This is a genomic window from Gordonia sp. McavH-238-E, assembly GCF_022348225.1.
In the GTDB taxonomy this organism is placed as follows: domain Bacteria; phylum Actinomycetota; class Actinomycetes; order Mycobacteriales; family Mycobacteriaceae; genus Gordonia; species Gordonia terrae.
Window position 1 is genome coordinate 75,548 of record NZ_JAKRFE010000009.1, and the last position, 15,746, is coordinate 91,293.

Below are 15,746 nucleotides of genomic sequence, written 5' to 3' on the forward strand. Positions count from 1 at the left end.
GCGCTTGCCGCGAGGGAGTCGTGGGTCGCGGGGGAACTACAGCCGCTCGCGGATGCGCGTCCCGATCTCCGAGGTGCTGAACGTGCCACTGCGGTCGACGAGGTCGTCGGCGACGGCCTTCTCGATCCGCGCGGCGGCGTCGTCCTCACCGAGATGTCGGAGCAGGAGGGCGACCGACAGGATTGCGGCCGTCGGATCGGCCTTGCCTTGACCGGCGATGTCGGGAGCCGACCCGTGGACGGGCTCGAACATCGACGGGTTGGCACCGGTGGCGTCGATGTTGCCCGAGGCGGCCAGTCCGATACCGCCGCTCACCGCGGCCGCGATGTCGGTGATGATGTCGCCGAACAGGTTGTCGGTGACGATGACATCGAAGCGGCCGGGATCGGTGACCAGGTAGATGGTCGCGGCGTCCACATGGCAGTAGTCGGTCGTGACGTCGGGGAACTCGGCGCCGACCTCGTCGACCGCACGGCTCCACATGGACCCGGCGAACGTGAGGACGTTGGTCTTGTGCACCAGCGTGAGCTTCTTACGACGCTGCTGCGCGCGCTGAAAGGCATTACGCACCACGCGTTCCACGCCGAAACGGGTGTTGACGCTCACCTCGGTGGCGACCTCGTTCGGGGTACCGACCCGAATCGCACCGCCGTTGCCGGTGTAGGGCCCCTCGGTGCCCTCTCGAACCACCACGAAGTCGATGTCGGGGTCACCGGCGAGCGGCGAGGAGACACCGGGGAACCGGCGCGACGGCCGTAGGTTGACGTGATGATCGAGGGCGAACCGCATGGTGAGGAGGAGGCCGCGTTCGAGCACACCCGACGGGACCGACGGATCGCCGATCGCGCCCAGCAGGATGGCGTCGTGACGACGGAGCGACTCGAGGTCGTCCTCGGTCAGCAACTCGCCGTTGCGGTGGTAGCGACGCGCGCCCAGGTCGAATTCGGTGGTGCTCACCGCCGGTACGACCGACTCGAGCACCCCCAGTGCCTCGGTGATGACCTCGGGACCGATGCCGTCACCGGCGATGACTGCGAGCTTCATGAGAGGTCGACCTGTTCGATCAGGGTCGCGCTGACCGCGTCACCGATCGCGGCGACGACGTCGTCGTCGAGAACGCTGCTCACGCGGAGCATCATCGTGGCCCCGCCGCCCTCGGCGTCCTGGGACAGACCGGCGGCCAGGATGTCGACACCCGCATTGCCGAGCAGGGTGCCGATCTTGCCCAGCGAACCCGGCTGATCGTCGTAGCTGACGATCAGGTTGTGGCCCTCGGCGCGGAGGTCGAAGTTACGGCCGTTGATGTTGACGATCTTCTCCACCAGCCGCGGACCCGAGAGGGTGCCCGACACGTTGTGGGTGGAACCGTCGGCGAAGACGGCCTTCACGTCGACCACGCTGCGGTGGTTGGGGCTCTCCGATGCGGTCGTGACCTCGCTGGTCACGCCGCGTCCCTCGGCGACCGCCGGGGCGTTGACGAAGGTGACCGGCTCGTCGAGCACCGCCGAGAACAGACCGCGCAGAGCCGAGAGGCCGAGGACGTCGACGTTGTTGGCGGCGAGTTCGCCACGTACGTCCACGACGAGCGAGGTCGGCGGCTCGTTGCTGATCGCGCCGACGAGAACGCCGGCCTTGCGGGCGACCTCGAGCCACGGTGCGACCTCTTCGTCGACGGCGCCACCGGTGATGTTGACCGCGTCGGGGACGAAGTGTCCGGCCAACGCCAGCCGCACGCTTTTGGCGACGTCGGTGCCGGCCCGGTCCTGAGCCTCGCTGGTCGAGGCACCGAGGTGCGGGGTCACGACGACCTGCGGGAGCTCGAACAGCGGCGAGTCGGTGCAGGGCTCGGTGGCGAAGACGTCGAGTCCCGCGGCCCGGACCTGACCGGAGGTGATCGCGTCGGCGAGGGCCTGCTCGTCGATGAGACCACCACGGGCGGCGTTGACGATGACCACGCCTTTCTTGGTCCGCGCGAGCTGCTCGGCGCCGATCAGACCCAGGGTCTCGGGCGTCTTCGGCAGGTGGACGGTGATGAAGTCGGCGCGCTCGAGCAATTCGTCGAGGCTGACCAGCTCGATCCCCAGCTGGGCCGCGCGGGCCGGCGACACATAGGGGTCGTAGGCGATGATGTGGGTCTCGAACGCGGCCAGCCGGGCGGCCACGAGCTGACCGATGCGGCCGAGGCCGACGACACCGACGGTCTTGTCGAAGATCTCGACACCGTTGAACGACGAACGCTTCCAGGTCTTCTCACGCAGGGTGGCGTCGGCGGCCGGGATCTGACGCGAGGCCGACATCAGCAGTGCGACAGCGTGTTCGGCCGCCGTGTGGATGTTGGAGGTCGGGGCGTTGACGACCATGACGCCGCGCTCGGTCGCCGCGGGGACGTCCACATTGTCCAGGCCGACACCGGCGCGGGCGATGATCTTCAGCTTCTTGCCCGCGTCGAGGACCTCGGCGTCCACGGTCGTCGCCGAGCGGACCAGGATGGCGTCGGCGTCGACGACCGCCTCGAGCAACTTGGGACGATCCGGACCGTCGACCCATCGCACCTCGACACCGTCACCGAGTGCTTCCACGGTGGACGGCGCCAGCTTGTCGGCGATGAGTACAACCGGGCGGCCAGCAGAGCTCACAGTCATTTCTCCAGGTTCGGGGAGTGCGGTTTCACGATCGGCGGTGCGGAGTGTCGGTGACGACTCCGTACGACAGCTTAAAGGTGTGGTAGGTGCCGCCGAGCATGCGGTGTACCCCGAAACCGGAGACCTGTCCCTCGGCATGGGTAGAGTGTGACGCACATTACGGCTACCTTGCTGGGAGCATCACGGAAGTGTTGCAAAGCGACCGCGGGTCGATCCCACGCAGACGTGAGCACCCGGGGGGACCGGTACGGTGTGCTTGCCGCCGGTTGCGAAGTCCCGACCGGTGGCCCGATGCCTGTGACCGAAACTGGTTGGACACGAGAAGTGGAGTGCGGATGACGAAGAAGCTGACAGTGCTGTTGGCGGTTTTGGCTGCGACGGTGCTGGCCGGCTGGGGAGGGGGCGTCGCGGTCGCCGCACCGGCGAAGATCTTCATGGGGGGCGGCTCCGGCATCCTGGTCCTCAAGGGTGGCAACTCGGCGGCAGCCTGCACGCTGACGACCATCGGTCGCTCGAAGACGAACAAGCTCATCGGCGTCACCGCTGGTCACTGCGGCACCCCCGGCCAGAAGGTCTACTCCGAGACCTTCCAGGATCGCGGACAGGCCGGCACCATCACCTACACCGCGCCCGATCTCGACATGGCGATCGTCGAATTCGACGCCTCGCGCGTCGTGCCGCTGCGCACCGTCCGCGGGGTCACCATCCGCTCGGTCGACCCGAAGCCCCTTGCCTTCCCGACCATCGCCTGCAAGGAAGGCCGGACCACCGGCAACACCTGCGGTATCGCCTGGTTCTCCGACGGTGATGTCCACGTGAGCCAGATGTGCGTGATCGAAGGCGACTCCGGCAGCCCCGTGGTCGTGGGCGATCGCCTCGTGGGGATGGTCAACGCCTACTACTTCCTCGGTTGCCTCGGCCCCGAGACCGGCACCAACATCCAGCCGATCCTCAAGCGGATCGGGTCTCTCGACGCCTACAAGGGATTCCGGGTCGCCTGACGACTGGATTCCCACCCCCACCGACGCCCCGGATGGTTTCCCTCCGGGGCGTCGTCGTGTCCGGGGTCAGCCCAGGCGGTGCGGGAGTCGGTTCGTCACGCCTCGACGGATGACGGACCGCCCGCCTGAACGGTCGCGGAGATGCTGCTCGAGCGGACGATCAGTTCGGGCTCGAGCACGATCGACTCGGGTGTCCGGCCGCCGATGACCTCGAGCAGCAAGCCGACAGCGCGCCTGCCCATTTCGTGCATCGGTGATCGAATGGTGGTCAGCGGGACGGCACCGCCCGCGGCGATCGGCGTGTCGTTGTAACCGACGAGGGCGACGTCGTCGGGTACGCGAATCCCACGATCGCGCAGAGCTCCGAACGCTCCGATCGCGGCGAAGTCGTTGGTCGCGAAAATGGCGTCGGGCACCGGGCCGGTCGCGAGCAGCTGCTCGACGGCGGCCCGACCGCCGGCCGGATCGAAGCCCGAATAGACGATACGGTCGTCCGGGATCTCGACGCCGTGCTCGGCGAACGTGGTCACGATGCCGTTGGTCCGGTCACGAGCGGTGGAGGCGAACTCCCAGCCGGCGAGTACCGCGACATCTCGTCGTCCCGTGTCGAGCAGGTGCGAACCGACCAGTCGTCCGCCCTTCACATCATCGACGGTCGCCGAGGGATAGTCCCCCGCCGTTCGGGATACGAGCGCGAATTTGATTCCCTGCGAATGGATCTCGTCCAGGAAGTGGTGGTCGAGGTGGGCGTCCCCGTAGATCAGGCCGTCGACCCGCCTGTCTATCATCATTCGAGTACGTGCCCGTTGGTTGTCCGGCTTGTCCAGCGAGTTGGTGACGAATGTCGACAGACCCGACTCGTAGGCCGCCTCTTCTATCCCCTCGTAGATGGTCGCGAGCACATAGTCCTGTAGTCGAGGGACGAGCACCCCGATCAATCCCGAGCGCCGTGTGCGCAGACTCGATGCCTGGGGATTCGGCGAGTAGTCGTGCTCGGCCGCAAACGCGCGGATCCGGGCGACCGTGTCAGACGAACCCCAGCGGAGCGCGGCGTCACCGGGCGTATTGAGCACTCGCGACACGGTCGACGGGCTGACCCCGAGCTCCGTCGCGATCATGCGGAGCGTCAGCGGTCCCCGCGCCGGCCCCTCTCCTGTCTTCCTCAACCCGGCCCTCTCTCGTCGGTGGCCCACAGCGTACCCAACCCGGTCTGTTACGTCGTGATGTACCCAAACGTTTGGCGGAAGTTACACAAACGATTGCGCCAAACGTTTGTCGTGTGTTTCACTTCACGTCATGCACGTCACAGTCAGCTCCATCGCCGCAGGTTTCCGGGGCCTCACGCCGTCGCGGGACCCTCGCCGATGACCCGGGTCGCAATCATCGCGACGGGCGGCACCATCGCGTCCGAGGCGACCGACGCCGGGGTCGTGGCCACCCAGACCGCCGCGCGGCTGGTCGAGCGCGCCGGCCTCGACGACGTCGAGGTCGAGACCATCGATCTGATGACGGTCGGGTCCTATCGGCTCACGCTCGGACACCTGCGGCAGATCAGTGACGCGGTGGGCGCACTTCTCGCCCGGCCCACGGAACCCGTCGACGGCGTGGTCATCACGCACGGGACCGACACGATGGAGGAAACCGCGATCCTCCTCGACCTCGTCCACGACGATCCCCGTCCCGTCGTCCTGACGGGAGCCCAGCGGGCCGGCGACACCGCCGACGGTGACGGTCCGGGCAATCTCACCGACGCCGTCCGAGTCGCCGCGGCGCCGGCCGCCCGCGACCGTGGCGTCATGATCGTCTTCGCCGGGCAGATCATCCCCGCCCGCGGGGCACGCAAGATCCACACGATCGCACTCGACGCCTTCCGCTCCGTCGTCTCTCCCCCGTCGGGCTCCGTGACGAACGAACAGGTCTGCTTCGGTCCCACGGCACCGCGACCCGACCCGCTGCCGCGCCCGGGCACCGAATTCGACGACACCCGTGTCGATCTCGTCGATGTCTATCCCGGTGCGGACGACGCACTGCTACGCGCGGCCGCGAACTGCGGCGCCGCCGGAATCGTGCTGGCGGGCACCGGCATCGGCAACGGGAATCCCGCCATCGTCGACGCCGCGACCGATCTCGTCGACGACGGCCTCGCTCTCATCTTGTCCACCCGGGTACCGGCCGGACCTGTCCGCGGCGTCTACGGCAACGGCGGCGGCGCCGACCTGGTCGCCGCCGGAGTCCCACCTGTCTCCGGACTACCCGCCACCCAGGCGCGAATTCTGTTGGCGCTGTTGCTGTCGACTGGTCTCGCCCGGGAACAGCCGCTGGCAGAGCTGATCTCGACCTATGCCGACCTGACTCCGTCCGGCACCCCTGGGGCAACCCGTGAGTCATCCGGACCCGGAGCCGGGGACGACACAAAACTCCACACCACCGATCGCCACAACCAAGGAGGACTGAACAAATGACCAAGGAAATCTTCGTAGCCTTCGGAATCGACGTCGACGCGGTCGGCGGCTGGCTGGGCTCCTATGGCGGCGAGAACTCGCCCGGGGACATCTCGCGCGGTGTGTTCGCCGGCGAGGTCGGAGTCCCCCGTCTCAACAATCTGCTCGCGAAATACGACCTCCCGGCGACCTGGTTCTGGCCGGGCCACTCCGTCGAGACGTTCCCCGAACAGTTCGATCAGGTCGTCGCCGCGGGACACGAGATCGGTCTGCACGGATACAGCCACGAGAACCCGATCGCGATGACACGTGAGCAGGAATCGGAGATCCTCGACCACTGCATCGATCTGATCAGCACTCGGACCGGGAAGCGGCCCACCGGATATGTCGCGCCGTGGTGGGAGTTCAGCAAGGTCACGAACGAGCTGCTCGTCGAGCGCGGGATCACCTACGACCACTCGCTGATGCACCGTGACTTCGAGCCGTACTACGTCCGCGTCGGTGACTCATGGACGCCGATCGACTATGACAAGCCGGCCGCGGAATGGATGAAACCGCTTGTCCGCGGCGAGGAGACCGACCTCGTCGAGATCCCGGCCAGCTGGTACCTCGACGATCTGCCGCCGATGATGTTCATCAAGGGCAGCCCGAACAGCCACGGCTTCGTGAATCCGCGGCACATCGAAGAGATGTGGCGCGACCAGTTCGACTGGGTCTACCGCGAAAGCGACTACGCGGTCTTCACCTTCACCATCCACCCGGACGTCTCCGGCCGTCCGCAGGTACTGCTCATGCTCGAGCGACTGATCGAGCACATCAACTCGCACGACGGCGTCCGCTGGGCGAACTTCGACACCATCGCCGAGGACTTCAAGAAGCGGTCGCCGCGTCACTGACGCCTGTTCGCCACCTCCAACGCTTTCCCATCGCCGACCCGATCAGGAGCCGGCGAGCCCGCCAATCCCACTGAGCAAGAGAGCACAACCATGTCTCGACCCACCACCCCCACCCCGGGGTTGCGGCGTGTCACCGGCAAGGAGACCCGCCGCGCATCCGGAATCGCGTTCTTCGCCTGGACGATCGCGGTGTACGACTTCATCCTGTTCGGCACGCTGCTTCCGCGGATCGAGGAATCGTTCGGCTGGACCACCAGTCATGCGCTCCTGGTCTCCACCCTCGTCAGCGTCGGCACCGCCATCGTGGTCCTCCTCGTGGGCCCCATGGTGGACAAGCTCGGTCGCCGTAAGGGAATGATCATCTCGGTCGGCGGCACGGCCGCGTCGTCGGCGGCCACTGCCGCGACCTTCGGCGCGACCTCGTTGATCGGAGTCCGCGCGATCAGCGGTCTGGGACTCGCCGAACAGTCGGTCAACGCCACATACCTCAACGAGCTCTACGAGCTGACCGAGGACGAGAAGATCAAGAAGCGCCGGGGTTTCGTCTACTCGATGGTCCAGACCGGCTGGCCGGCCGGCGCACTGCTCGCGGCCGGGTTCGTCGCCATCGTGACGGCGATCTTCGGCGCTGACTCCTGGCGGATCGCGTTCCTGCTGGCGACCATCCCGGCGGTCATCGTCGCTCTGGTGTGCCGCACCCTCAAGGAAAGCCCCCAGTTCGAGGCGCAACACGCCGTCAAGCAGCTCCGCAAGGCCGGAAAGCACGACGAGGCAGCAGCACTGGCCGCCGCGACCGCGACGGTCGAGCAGACCTCGGCCCCCTTCAAGCGGATCTTCACCGGCAAGCATCTGCGCAACACCGTCGTGTTGTCCCTGGCCTGGTTGCTCAACTGGTTCGCCATCCAGACCTTCTCGGTCCTCGGCACCACGGTGCTGGAGAAGGGCAAGGGAATCGACGCCTCGAGCACCCTGATCCTCGTGGTCCTGTCCAACCTCGTCGCGGTCGCGGGCTACCTCGCCCACGGGTGGGCGGGCGACCGTTTCGGCCGCCGCAACACCATTGCCGTGGGCTGGTTGCTCTCGGGTCTGTTCTTCGGCGCGATGCTTCTCGGACCGTCGGATCAGATCTTCGTGCTCGTGACCTACATGATGGGCTTGTTCTTCCTCCTCGGCCCGTACGCCGCGATCATGTTCTTCCAGGCCGAGTGCTTCGACACCGATTGCCGCGCAACCGGTAGCGCGTTCATCGGCGCCATGTCGCAACCGGGTGCGATCATCTCGGGCTTCATCCTCACCGGCCTCACCGCCGCCTCGATCGGCTACTCGACAGCCGCCCTCTGGGTCGGCGCCCTGGGAGCCATCGCATCGGCCGTGATCGTGCTCGGTGCGCGCAAGGTTGCCGACACCCCGCCGTCGGCGGGCGTGCCCGCGGGTCCCACGACGACGGCGGGAGCCCAGGCATGAGCGATCCGAGTGTCGCGATGATCACCGGCGCCGCATCGGGTATCGGCGCGGCCACGGCCGTGTGCCTCGCCGAACGCGGTGTGCGCGTGGGAATCGGAACCTTCCCGGGCGATCCGCACGACCCCGAATCAACCCTCCGGGACGTGCACGACGCCGGCGGCGAGGGGCGGATCGTCGAAGTGGATGTGCGTTCCACCGAGTCGGTGGATGCCTTCGCCGACGAACTCGTATCCGCCTGGGGCCGTGTCGACATCGCGGTGGCCAACGCGGGCATCCTGCGGGAGGCGTCGTTCGATTCGATCACCGACGACCAGTGGCACGACATGATGGATGTCGACCTGCACGGTGTCATGCGCACGGCGCGGGCCGGCCTGCGCCACATGGGCGACGGCGGCTCGGTGACGGTGATCTCGTCGATCGCGGGCGGCATCTACGGCTGGCAGAACCACGCCCACTATGCGACCGCCAAAGCCGGGGTCGTCGGCCTGGCACGAAGTCTCGCCGTCGAGTACGGGCCCCGGGGCATCCGCGCCAACGCCATCATCCCCGGCCTCATCCGTACCCCGCAGTCCAGCGATGCGGTCAACTCACTCGGACCGGAAGGGCTCGACCGCGCGGGCGACTACATCCCGTGGGGCCGAGTCGGACACCCCCGCGAGGTCGCCGAGGTCATCGCCTTCCTGTCGAGTCCTCAGGCGTCTTATGTCAGCGGTCAGGCGATCGTCGTCGACGGCGCCCTGACCACCGCCATGCGTGACTGAATGCACCATCCCGGAGAGGATCTGACATGACCGGACTGTTGGACGGACGACGGGCGCTGGTGACCGGCGCTGCGTCGGGTATCGGACGCGCGATCGCCGCGGCCTACGTCGCCGAGGGCGCCGTGGTGACACTGGCCGATCGCGATACACGGGTCGAGGAGGTGGCGGACGAGGTCGGCGCGCGCCGCGGTGTCGTCCTCGACGCGACGATCGAAACCGAGGTCGACGGGCTGGTGAACCAGATCGTCGACGACGACGGTGGACTCGACATCCTCGTGTGCTCGCACGGCATCCTCACCCAGTCACCCACCGTGGACATGCCGACCGAGCTGTGGCGCGAGACCGTCGACATCGACCTCACGAGCGTCTTTCTGCTCAATCGTGCGGCGCTGCGGCCGATGCTGGCGCAGGGCAGCGGCCGCATCGTCAACGTGGCCTCTCAGTTGGCCATAAAAGGCGGTGTCTCACTGGCCCATTACGCCGCGGCGAAGGCGGGTGTGATCGCGATGTCGAAGTCGATCGCGCTCGAGACGGCCGCCCAGGGCGTCCTGGTGAACGCGATCGCACCCGGACCGATCGACACGCCGATGGTCGACGCCATCGACGACGAGTGGAAGCGCAGCAAGCGCGCGGAGCTGCCGCTGGGCCGATTCGGACGACCCGAGGAGATCGCCCCGGTGGCCGTCCTTCTCGCGTCCGACCCCGGTGGCAACCTGTTCGTCGGTCAGGTCCTCGGCCCCAACTCCGGCGACGTGATGCCCTGATGTGTGGGGGTTGCGCCGGAGCACCACCGGACTGGGCCGCCGAGTTCGTGAGCGGTCCGCGCCGACGCGCCGAGGTGGCGCGCCGGATGTCGGAGGTGCTGCGCCGGCACACGGTGCGCGCGATCCCGTCGGGGTGGGTCGTCGCCACCCTCACCGGATCGGCGGTCGTGTGCCGGACCTACGACGAACTCGTGGGAGCCGTCGCGGAACGTTCCGGGCTCACGCCGGAAGACGTCCGGTTCCGCGGATTGGCGGCGCACGCCCACTGACACCGACGCCTCGAACCCGGCGCGGCGGCCGAGATCATCCGGCCACCGCGCCGTTCCACATCGTCGGCCCTCCACCGTCCGTGGGCGCCTCGAGCGTCCGGCGCCCATACGTGTACCAGTTCGTCCGGATCCAGCCGATAGTGATTCTCCGTCCGTCGCGGCTGCGATGTTGGACCCCGGTGCCGATGGCATTGCCGGCGCCCTGGACCATGCGGGCGGCCACCAGCCCAGGTAGGCGCAGCGAACTCGCCCGGAAGGAACCGTCAGACAGTCGGTTTCGGGGACCGGACGAGCGATCGAACTCGGCTGACCGAGCCTACGGACCGCTGTCGACGAACGCTTCGTCATCGAGCCGTTGGACAGCACGACCGTCCGTCAACTCGATTCGCGACTCGGCATTCATCCAGTAGAAGCGCAGCATCGCATACAGCGCCGTGCCGCCCGGCGTGTAGCAGGGCGCGTCGCCCACCGCGTAGGGTCTCGACGTTTCCGTCGTTTCGATGAACACCACATCGCGCTTCGGCCATGACCCGATCCGTTCGGCGTCGATGCGCGTGATGTCGTCCCACCGAAACGACATTCGCGACGAAGTTCGATTGATCTCCAGAGCATTTACGCCGAATGTGATCCTCGGCTGCCCATGTTTGTGGCGCGCGTACTCGCCATAGATTGCGGCGATGACGATGACGCCGACCGCCAGTGGAAAGAAAGTCCGCTGACCGGGTGTCAGCGACAGGTCGAGTTTCCCAGTCGGGACGAGCGCCACGAATACGACGCCGCCTGCCGCCCCCAGAGCGAGCGCGACACGGGATAGACGATCGAAGACACGGTCGTATCGCAGCGTAATACGACCGACGGACGTGTCGGCATCCGGTTTCACCTGTTCGAAGACACGCGTACGCAGCCCTCCGGCCAGAAATGCGCACACCGCAAGCGCAAAGGTCACTGCGACAAACACCGTCGGCGCATCCTGCGACCGAAACGCCGTCACCACCAAAGCGACCACCGCCGGTGCCATCAGCGCGACGAACAAAACACCGGTGACACGGCCGCCTCGCCACTCAGCGGGTCTGGGAATGTCTGTCATGACGTCCTTTATCGAAAATACGAAATACGGGTGAGCGCACAAGCGGTTCGCTTGGCTGGGTCACGACGTTGGTGACGGACACACCGCTTCGCCAACCTTTGTTCCGACCAAACCGAATATCCAGCTGCCGGCCATCGACCCGACCGCCGCACCGCCCACGGCGAGCGGACCTCCCGCGGAGGAAAATCCGCCGCCGGCGACACCGCCTGCGTATCCGCCGGCGACGCCGAATGCCGCGGAAATACCGGCAACGCACTTGTCCTCGGCCACCACCACGTCGTAGATGCCGACGCCGATTGCCAAGGCCGGACCACCGTACTTGGCACCCACGCCGATGTTTTCGACTGCGGCGGCCGAGACACGCGGAATACTGTGACCATCGGCGACGTACTTGTCGACCCCGCTGAGTGCGCCACCGATGGTCGTCTCGATCGGATGGGTGAAGAACGGGCTGTCAGCCGGGATGTCTCCTGTGCGGCCGTCCGGCGTTGTGACCCGACCGCTCTTGTAACCGTCTGCCCACTCCTCCGCATACGCCGTCGTTCCGTCAGGCCACGTGGTCGACAATCGCTTGGTGCCGCTGAGGTCCTCCCACGAGTACGCAGTCGAGATCACCTCTCCGTCGCGGCCGTAATGCTTCACAGTCGTTTCGGAGAGCTTCATCGATGGCATCGACCCCCGATACGGATTCCATTCGGTGATCACCTGACGAGTCCCGTCCTGCATGTAGAGCACCTTGTGCCGACCCTGATCGTCTTCGAACGTCTCGGTTGCTCGTACCGTTATTGCCATGTCCTCGGCACGCACCATCAATTGCTGTTGGATGCCAAAGAGCGTTCCCGGGTTCGGCACCTGATCTGTCGGCGCTGCTAATCCCGGTATCGGCACGAACGTGTTGGCGACCGGATTGGTCCAGCCATGCTTGCCCGCCGCGGACTGGATCGCTTGTGCGACCGAGTCATCAGCGGCATCGACTGCCAGCAGGAGACGGTTGACCTCGCCCTGGTGCCTGTTCGCCTCTTCTGCGAGACCGTCGGCTTCCTCGAGGGTCAGCTCGATGGGATCAATCAGAACCACCCACGCGTCCGTGACCCATAGCCTGCCCGCGTCTACGGCATCAGCCTTGACCAGCAGGTCTGTTCGCGCCTTCCCGAGCGTGTATGCACCCGTGCAAAGCGCCGAACCCACAGATGCGGCGAATGACGCGACGGCGGTGGCCGTGTTGTTGGCGCGTCGGAACGCCGCCGTTCCAGCATCGTGGCTCTCACCAGTCCACGCGCTCAGAGTGGGTAGGTTCTGACACGCGATGTGTACCGACTCCACAGGCGACTCCGCGGACGTCCCCGCGGTGTCGATCGACTCCCCACCACCGACAAGCGCCGCGGGATCCCAACCGGTCAATTGCGACCGTGTCGGCAGCATGTCAGTTTCTCCGGGGCTCGAACTGGAGACTCTCGAACGTCTGCGCAAGTGCCGCGTCTTCGACCTCAAAGGTATTGCCGGCGCCTCGAACCGCGACTCCGATCGCAGTCATACTGCTGGAAACGGACTCCGCCCGCGAGCGCAGCTCCATGGCGACGAGTCGTGCGAACGGAGCACGTCTGGATCTACCCGCATCACACCCCCAATGAAGTTCGTAGGTGACCGTAGCAGTCCCCCGCCGCACCACGTCGAAGACCATCCACAGCCGATCCTGGCCGACGACGCTGCCAACCAAAGCCTGCGTGGCGGAGGGAACCCCAGCCGTCCACTGACGTCGAGCCACACCCACCCTTTTTCGGCATTTCCTCCCCCCGCGATGGACTGCTCCCCGGGAGTTGGACTGAAAATCAGTTTCGACTACCCGGGGAGAGTTGTATGCATCCACGTAGTTCGTTGTCGGTGGAGCAGCGTGAGCGGGCGGTAGCCTTTTTCGAGGAAGGTTTCGCTGATCGCTGGGTCGCTAGGAAGGTAGGCGCGTCACGCGATGCGGTGAAGACGCTGTATCAGCGTTGGCGAATTCATGGCAGGGGCGCATTGGTGGAGAAGCGAGTCCAGGGCACGTACTCATTCGAGTTCAAAGTCGCTCTGGTGCAGCGTTTCCTGGCCGGCGAGAACGCGCTCACGCTCAGTCAAGAGGCCGGCCTGTCCTCCCCTCAACAGCTCAAAGCGTGGGCGCGAATCTACCGTCGTGACGGCGTCGATGGGCTCAAACCCAAGCCGCGTGGCCGCCCTCGCACCCAGCCGGTCGAAGAGCTCAGCGAGCTGGAACAGTTACGTCGGGACAACGAGCGGTTGCGGGCGGAGAACGCATACTTGGGAAAATTGCAGGCCTTGAGGCAGCAGCACCGACGGTCCTGAAGGTTCACGCCGTCGTCTCCCTCAAGGCAGAACATCGACTGGGCGATCTGCTCGCCGCGGCTGGGCTGGCACGCTCGACGTTCTTCTACCACCAGGCCCGACTCGCCCGCCCCGACCCATGGGAACAGACCAAGGCCGCGATCAGCGAGATCTTTCACGCCAACAAGGGCCGGTACGGCCACCGGCGAGTACACCGCGAGTTGGTCAACAGTGGCGAGCAGATCGCGAAGAAGACCGTGCTGGCGCTGATGCGTCAGCTCGGTCTGGCCTGTCAGGTCCGCCGGCGTCGTTACGTGTCGTACCAGGGCCAGACCGGGGTCATCGCCGACAACCTACTCAACCGCGACTTCACCGCCGAGGCGCCCAACCAGAAGTGGGTCACCGACGTGACCGAGTTCCATATCGGCGAGAACAGGCTGTACTTGTCACCGATCTTGGACCTGTACAACCGCGAGATCATCGCCTACTCGATCAGTCGATCGCCGAATCTAGATCTGACCCACTCGTCTTTGCGGGCCGCACTTGCCACCCTCGAACCCGGCCAGCGCCCGTTGGTGCACTCCGATCAAGGTTTCCAATACCAGCACAAAACTTGGGGACGTTTACTCGCCGAAGCCGGTGCGCAGCAATCGATGTCACGTAAAGGGAACTGCTACGACAATGCCGTGATGGAAGCGTTCTTCGGACACCTGAAGGAGGAATGCTTCCACCACGTCACCTACCTCGACACTCAAGCCCTCGAGGCCGCCCTGCATGACTACATCCATTGGTACAACTACAACCGCACCTCCGAACGCCTCGAGGGTCTAAGCCCGGTGCAATACCGGACTCAGACCCTCGTGGCGTAACCTCCCGAATTACCAGTCCAACTCCTGGGGACCAGTCCACGACACCGGTGGGTTTGCCGAAAAGGGGTGGGTGTGCGGAAACGCAAGCGGGCCCGCACCTTTCGGTGCGGGCCCGTTTGTCGTTGTGACTCAGGCGGTCTCGGTGATCGGGCGATCGACCCAGCTCATGAGATCGCGCAGCTTCTTGCCGGTGACCTCGATCGGGTGCTCGGCGTTCGCCTTGCGCAGACCCTCGAGTTCCTTGTTGCCACCCTCGACGTTGGCGACGAGGCGCTTGACGAAGGTGCCGTCCTGGATGTCGGTGAGGATGGCGCGCATGCGCTCCTTGGTGTCGGCATCGATGACCCGCGGGCCCGACACGTAGCCACCGAACTCAGCGGTGTCGGACACCGAGTAGTTCATCCGTGCGATGCCACCCTCGTACATGAGGTCGACGATCAGCTTGAGCTCGTGCAGCACCTCGAAGTAGGCCATCTCGGGGGCGTAACCCGCCTCCACCATGACCTCGAAGCCGGTCTTGACCAGTTCCTCGGTACCGCCGCACAGCACGGCCTGCTCACCGAAGAGGTCGGTCTCGGTCTCTTCCTTGAAGGTGGTCTTGATGATGCCGGCACGGCCACCGCCGATGGCGCTGGCGTAGCTGAGCGCGAGCGCCTGGCCCTCGCCCTTCGGGTCCTGGTGGACGGCGATGAGCGCGGGAACGCCCTTGCCGTCGACGAACTGACGGCGCACGAGGTGGCCGGGGCCCTTCGGGGCGACCATCGCGACGGTCACGTTCTCCGGCGCCTTGATCAGACCGAAGTGGATGTTGAGACCGTGGCCGAAGAACAGCGCGTTGCCGTCCTGCAGGTTCGGCTCGATGTCCTCGGTGAAGATCGAGGCCTGCGAGGTGTCGGGTGCCAGCACCATGATGACGTCGGCCCATGCGGCGGCCTCGGACGCGGTCAGCACCTTGAGGCCCTGCTCCTCGGCCTTCGCCTTCGACTTCGAGCCCTCGCGCAGACCGATCACGACGTCGACGCCGGAATCGCGCAGCGACAGCGAATGCGCATGGCCCTGGCTGCCGTAGCCGATCACCGCGACCTTGCGACCCTGGATGATCGACAGATCTGCGTCGTCGTCGTAGAACAGTTCGATGGCCACTATGTTTCCCTTCGATATGTGGTGACCCCGGCGAACTCTCCGAACGCCCGGGCTTCGTAATTCTCTTGTCGCTGCCGTCCGCGCTCAGTG

The 15,746-nt window shown here is 66.0% G+C and carries 15 protein-coding genes; 9 read left to right on the forward strand and 6 right to left on the reverse strand.

Annotated elements, in window-relative coordinates:
* Positions 1-36: 36 nt before the first annotated feature.
* Together MHN80_RS15225 and serA are read right to left on the reverse strand one after the other, a co-directional pair.
* On the reverse strand, positions 37-1,044 hold the full coding sequence (locus MHN80_RS15225; protein ID WP_101819344.1) for a 3-isopropylmalate dehydrogenase: 1,008 nt from the start codon (positions 1,042-1,044) through the stop codon (positions 37-39).
* A complete protein-coding gene (gene serA, locus MHN80_RS15230; RefSeq protein WP_004023113.1) occupies positions 1,041-2,636 on the reverse strand; it encodes a phosphoglycerate dehydrogenase in 1,596 nt (531 codons plus the stop codon). The genes MHN80_RS15225 and serA overlap by 4 nt, the downstream gene beginning before the upstream one ends.
* Before the next feature lie 341 nt (positions 2,637-2,977).
* On the opposite strand from serA, the gene MHN80_RS15235 reads away from it, so the two are divergent.
* Positions 2,978-3,643, forward strand: a complete 666-nt coding sequence (locus tag MHN80_RS15235) for a trypsin-like peptidase domain-containing protein (RefSeq protein ID WP_004023114.1) — start codon at positions 2,978-2,980, stop codon at positions 3,641-3,643.
* A 95-nt stretch (positions 3,644-3,738) separates the two neighbouring features.
* Here MHN80_RS15235 and MHN80_RS15240 read toward each other — a convergent pair whose 3' ends face one another.
* On the reverse strand, positions 3,739-4,809 hold the full coding sequence (locus MHN80_RS15240) for a LacI family DNA-binding transcriptional regulator (protein ID WP_374206364.1): 1,071 nt from the start codon (positions 4,807-4,809) through the stop codon (positions 3,739-3,741).
* A 198-nt stretch (positions 4,810-5,007) separates the two neighbouring features.
* Here MHN80_RS15240 and MHN80_RS15245 point away from each other — a divergent pair, with 198 nt between their 5' ends.
* The 6 genes from MHN80_RS15245 (at position 5,008) to MHN80_RS15270 (ending at position 10,238) form a co-directional block, all read left to right on the forward strand.
* A complete protein-coding gene (locus MHN80_RS15245) occupies positions 5,008-6,105 on the forward strand; it encodes an asparaginase (protein WP_239402521.1) in 1,098 nt (365 codons plus the stop codon).
* On the forward strand, positions 6,102-6,980 hold the full coding sequence (locus MHN80_RS15250) for a polysaccharide deacetylase (protein WP_101819342.1): 879 nt from the start codon (positions 6,102-6,104) through the stop codon (positions 6,978-6,980). Before MHN80_RS15245 ends, MHN80_RS15250 begins: the two co-directional genes overlap by 4 nt.
* A 90-nt stretch (positions 6,981-7,070) precedes the next feature.
* Positions 7,071-8,444, forward strand: coding sequence for an MFS transporter (locus tag MHN80_RS15255; protein ID WP_239402522.1), 1,374 nt, complete (start codon positions 7,071-7,073; stop codon positions 8,442-8,444).
* On the forward strand, positions 8,441-9,205 hold the full coding sequence (locus tag MHN80_RS15260; protein WP_239402523.1) for an SDR family NAD(P)-dependent oxidoreductase: 765 nt from the start codon (positions 8,441-8,443) through the stop codon (positions 9,203-9,205). The genes MHN80_RS15255 and MHN80_RS15260 overlap by 4 nt, the downstream gene beginning before the upstream one ends.
* A 26-nt stretch (positions 9,206-9,231) precedes the next feature.
* Positions 9,232-9,969: an SDR family NAD(P)-dependent oxidoreductase gene (locus MHN80_RS15265; RefSeq protein ID WP_239402524.1), complete on the forward strand. Its 738-nt coding sequence runs from the start codon at positions 9,232-9,234 to the stop codon at positions 9,967-9,969.
* Positions 9,969-10,238, forward strand: a complete 270-nt coding sequence (locus MHN80_RS15270; RefSeq protein ID WP_239402525.1) for a hypothetical protein — start codon at positions 9,969-9,971, stop codon at positions 10,236-10,238. The genes MHN80_RS15265 and MHN80_RS15270 overlap by 1 nt, the downstream gene beginning before the upstream one ends.
* Positions 10,239-10,554: 316 nt before the next feature.
* Here the strand turns inward: MHN80_RS15270 and MHN80_RS15275 are convergent, their stop codons facing one another.
* Both MHN80_RS15275 and MHN80_RS15280 read right to left on the reverse strand, forming a co-directional pair.
* On the reverse strand, positions 10,555-11,325 hold the full coding sequence (locus tag MHN80_RS15275; protein ID WP_239402526.1) for a hypothetical protein: 771 nt from the start codon (positions 11,323-11,325) through the stop codon (positions 10,555-10,557).
* Between the two features lie 60 nt (positions 11,326-11,385).
* Complete coding sequence (locus MHN80_RS15280; protein WP_239402527.1) at positions 11,386-12,747, reverse strand: hypothetical protein; 1,362 nt, start codon at positions 12,745-12,747, stop codon at positions 11,386-11,388.
* Positions 12,748-13,182: 435 nt separating this feature from the next.
* Between MHN80_RS15280 and MHN80_RS15285 the strand changes: the two genes are divergently transcribed.
* On the forward strand, positions 13,183-13,665 hold the full coding sequence (locus tag MHN80_RS15285; RefSeq protein ID WP_239402528.1) for a helix-turn-helix domain-containing protein: 483 nt from the start codon (positions 13,183-13,185) through the stop codon (positions 13,663-13,665).
* Positions 13,662-14,513, forward strand: coding sequence for an IS3 family transposase (locus MHN80_RS15290; RefSeq protein ID WP_239402670.1), 852 nt, complete (start codon positions 13,662-13,664; stop codon positions 14,511-14,513). Before MHN80_RS15285 ends, MHN80_RS15290 begins: the two co-directional genes overlap by 4 nt.
* A gap of 129 nt (positions 14,514-14,642) precedes the next feature.
* Here the strand turns inward: MHN80_RS15290 and ilvC are convergent, their stop codons facing one another.
* Positions 14,643-15,656: a ketol-acid reductoisomerase gene (ilvC, locus tag MHN80_RS15295; RefSeq protein WP_004019306.1), complete on the reverse strand. Its 1,014-nt coding sequence runs from the start codon at positions 15,654-15,656 to the stop codon at positions 14,643-14,645.
* Between the last annotated feature and the right edge of the window lie 90 nt (positions 15,657-15,746).

Bases quoted from the DNA above. Each gene is read 5' to 3' on its own strand.
- MHN80_RS15260 (WP_239402523.1), top strand. From the start codon at position 8,441: ATGAGCGATCCGAGTGTCGCGATGATCACCGGCGCCGCATCGGGTATC.
- MHN80_RS15225 (WP_101819344.1), bottom strand. From the start codon at position 1,044: ATGAAGCTCGCAGTCATCGCCGGTGACGGCATCGGTCCCGAGGTCATC.
- MHN80_RS15250 (WP_101819342.1), top strand. From the start codon at position 6,102: ATGACCAAGGAAATCTTCGTAGCCTTCGGAATCGACGTCGACGCGGTC.
- MHN80_RS15285 (WP_239402528.1), top strand. From the start codon at position 13,183: ATGCATCCACGTAGTTCGTTGTCGGTGGAGCAGCGTGAGCGGGCGGTA.
- MHN80_RS15275 (WP_239402526.1), bottom strand. From the start codon at position 11,325: ATGACAGACATTCCCAGACCCGCTGAGTGGCGAGGCGGCCGTGTCACC.
- MHN80_RS15265 (WP_239402524.1), top strand. From the start codon at position 9,232: ATGACCGGACTGTTGGACGGACGACGGGCGCTGGTGACCGGCGCTGCG.
- MHN80_RS15270 (WP_239402525.1), top strand. From the start codon at position 9,969: ATGTGTGGGGGTTGCGCCGGAGCACCACCGGACTGGGCCGCCGAGTTC.
- MHN80_RS15255 (WP_239402522.1), top strand. From the start codon at position 7,071: ATGTCTCGACCCACCACCCCCACCCCGGGGTTGCGGCGTGTCACCGGC.
- MHN80_RS15245 (WP_239402521.1), top strand. From the start codon at position 5,008: ATGACCCGGGTCGCAATCATCGCGACGGGCGGCACCATCGCGTCCGAG.
- MHN80_RS15235 (WP_004023114.1), top strand. From the start codon at position 2,978: ATGACGAAGAAGCTGACAGTGCTGTTGGCGGTTTTGGCTGCGACGGTG.
- MHN80_RS15280 (WP_239402527.1), bottom strand. From the start codon at position 12,747: ATGCTGCCGACACGGTCGCAATTGACCGGTTGGGATCCCGCGGCGCTT.